Genomic DNA, 2346 nt, shown 5'->3' with positions numbered 1-2346 from the left:
GGGGAGGACGGCGGGGGCGTGTCGTGTTTGGGCATGCTCAGCAGCACGCCGACCGCCAGTACCGTGCCCGACAGCCGCAGCGTCAGCCGCAACGGATCGTCGGGCAGCGACTCGCCGAACGACAGCGTGCCGAGCACGGCCGTGAACAGGCAGGTCACCGTCGTGCAGACCGGCACGATCAGCGAGGCCCGGCAGCGCTGGAGCGCCGCCTGCGACATCACCAGACCGAACGCGCCGGTGAACAGCAGGAGGTACGGGTACGGGGAGCGCAGCAGTCCGACGACCGCCTCCCCCAGCCCACTGGTCGTCAGATAGCTCGACACGCCCTTGATCGCGAGCGAGCTGACGCCGTACAGCAGGCCCACGGCCACGCCGTACTCGACGCCCGTGGTCGGCAGCCGGTGCCGGTGCCGGGCGCGCCGCTCGGCGGACCGGTACAGCCCGACGCCCGCCGCCAGCGCGGGCAGACAGATCGTGAGGACCAGCGCGTACGGCGCCTCGCGGCTGACCGTGTCGGTGCCCTCGTCCAGCGACAGCACCACCATCAGCAGCGCGGCGAGGATGGCCCCGAGGGCGTACCGCTCCCGGCCCGTCGTCTCCTCCCCGAGCAGCCGCGCCGACAGCAGGACCAGCAGCACCAGGCCCGAGACGAAGATGCCCTGGGCGGCGGCGATCGGCAGTGTCCGGTAGACGGCCAGCTGGGCGGCGAACCCGGCGGCCAGCGACAGCGAACCCGCGATCCACAGCGGGCTGCCGACGACCAGTCGCAGCAGTTTCAACGGCTCCCGGACCGTCACCTGGGGCATCGCTGTGAGGGCCCGTTTCTCCAGGACGAATCCCGTGCTGTACAGCGCGTTCGCCAACAGGGCCGCGGCCACTCCCCACCACATCGGCTACGTCCTCCGCGCGTGCAGCAGCAGGATCGACGCCGCGGACGGGGCCGCGCAGGCCAGCCGGTCCAGCGGACGCAGGGGACGCGGTACGCCGTGGAAGGGCGCCCCGCGCAGCCGGACGACCTCGAACCCGGACGCGGTCACGAACTCCCGTAGCGCGCGGGCCGTGTAGAGCCGCAGATGACCCACGACCTCCGTCCCCGGGCGGCCGTGGATACCGCGCAGGCTCACCTCCGAGAACACCGGCTGGACGCCCGCGAGGAGCAGGGCGCGGTTGTACCAGGCGGCCAGGTTGGGCGTCGACAGCATCAGATGGCCGCCCGGGCGCAGGACGCGGCGGATCTCGTCGAGGGCCGAGTCCGGGTCGACGAGGTGCTCGATGACCTCGCTGAACAGGACCGCGTCGGCGGACTCCGACCGCAACGGCAGCCCGCCGTCCGCCAGTTCGCCGCGAATCGCGTACGGGACGCGGGTGCGGGCGCGGCGGAGGGCGTCCTGGGACCAGTCGACGCCGATGATGCGGTGGCCGGGGAGCAGGGGCGCGGCGGTGGCGGCGGCCGTGCCGTCGCCGCAGCCGATGTCGAGGATCGTGCGGGGGCCGGAACGGGCCGCCGGGCCCAGGGCGGCCGCCAGCATGCGGGCCTGGGCGAGGCTGCGGGGGGTGCCGGAGGCGACCGGGACGGAGGGGTCCTCGTAGAAGTCGCGAAGTCCCTTGCGGCGGGCGGCTGTTGTCGTGGTGGTGGACGTCGTGGCGGACGTGGTGGTCGGCATCACTCGGTGTCCTCTTCCGTCGCGTGCAGGTAGTGCTCGAAGAGGTCGCGGAGGTGGGCGCCGTCGCCGTGGCTGAGCAGGGCCCGGGACCAGCGCAGGGCCAGGTGCAGGCGGCCGGCCGTCGACGCGGTCGTGACGGTGAGGCCGCGGGGCATGCGGGCCGGGGCCGAGAACCAGACGGCGTGGGCGCGGCCCGCCTCCTCGCCGAAGTCCAGCGCGTACGGGACGCGGCCGATGTTGCTGAGCAGGGTGGTCGACGTCCAGGGCGCGGCTGCCCGGCGCAGGCCCTTGGTGAGGGCGGCACGCCAGGACACGGGGACCACGGGCGCCGTCAACAGGGAGGCCCCGTGGCCGAGTTGGGGGCGAGGGAGCGACTTCAGGGCGCGGGTGCGGTCGGCCGTGCGGCGCAGGAGGGTGGCGACGGGGGTGCGGTTCTGGCTCAACTCGTCCGGGGAAAAGGGGACTTCGACCAGACGGGTGCCGTTGCCTATCGGCATGCCCGTGTCCCTCGGGCGGTCGTCCACCGGCATGGTGATGCGCAGGGGGCGGGGGTGGGCGCCGTGCTCCCGGTTCCAGTGGGCGAGCATCAGGGCCGTGGTGACCATGAGCTGGTCGTTCACGGTGTACGGGGCGGACTTCGGGCGGCGGGGGACGGGCAGTTCGGTGACGAGGAGGCCGTTGC

Annotated in this window: 2 protein-coding genes and 1 pseudogene; all 3 read right to left on the bottom strand. The window is 73.6% G+C overall.

The annotated features are described in order from the left end of the window. The coding region (locus P1P70_RS43510; protein ID WP_319247877.1) for a hypothetical protein at window positions 1-878 on the bottom strand (878 nt) is incomplete at its 3' end. A 15-nt stretch (window positions 879-893) separates the two neighbouring features. Further along, complete coding sequence (locus P1P70_RS43505; RefSeq protein ID WP_319247875.1) at window positions 894-1664, bottom strand: class I SAM-dependent methyltransferase; 771 nt, start codon at window positions 1662-1664, stop codon at window positions 894-896. Further along, a pseudogene (locus tag P1P70_RS43500) lies at window positions 1664-2346 on the bottom strand (condensation protein); the annotation flags it as partial. The pseudogene P1P70_RS43500 and the gene P1P70_RS43505, both read right to left, overlap by 1 nt.

Origin of the sequence: Streptomyces sp. MB09-02B, from assembly GCF_033794485.1 — a bacterium.
Classification (GTDB): domain Bacteria; phylum Actinomycetota; class Actinomycetes; order Streptomycetales; family Streptomycetaceae; genus Streptomyces.
The sequence above is the reverse complement of the archived record's forward strand: the minus strand, read 5'-3'. Positions and strand labels throughout refer to the sequence as shown.

Bases quoted from the DNA above. Each gene is read 5' to 3' on its own strand.
- P1P70_RS43505 (WP_319247875.1), bottom strand. From the start codon at position 1,664: ATGCCGACCACCACGTCCGCCACGACGTCCACCACCACGACAACAGCC.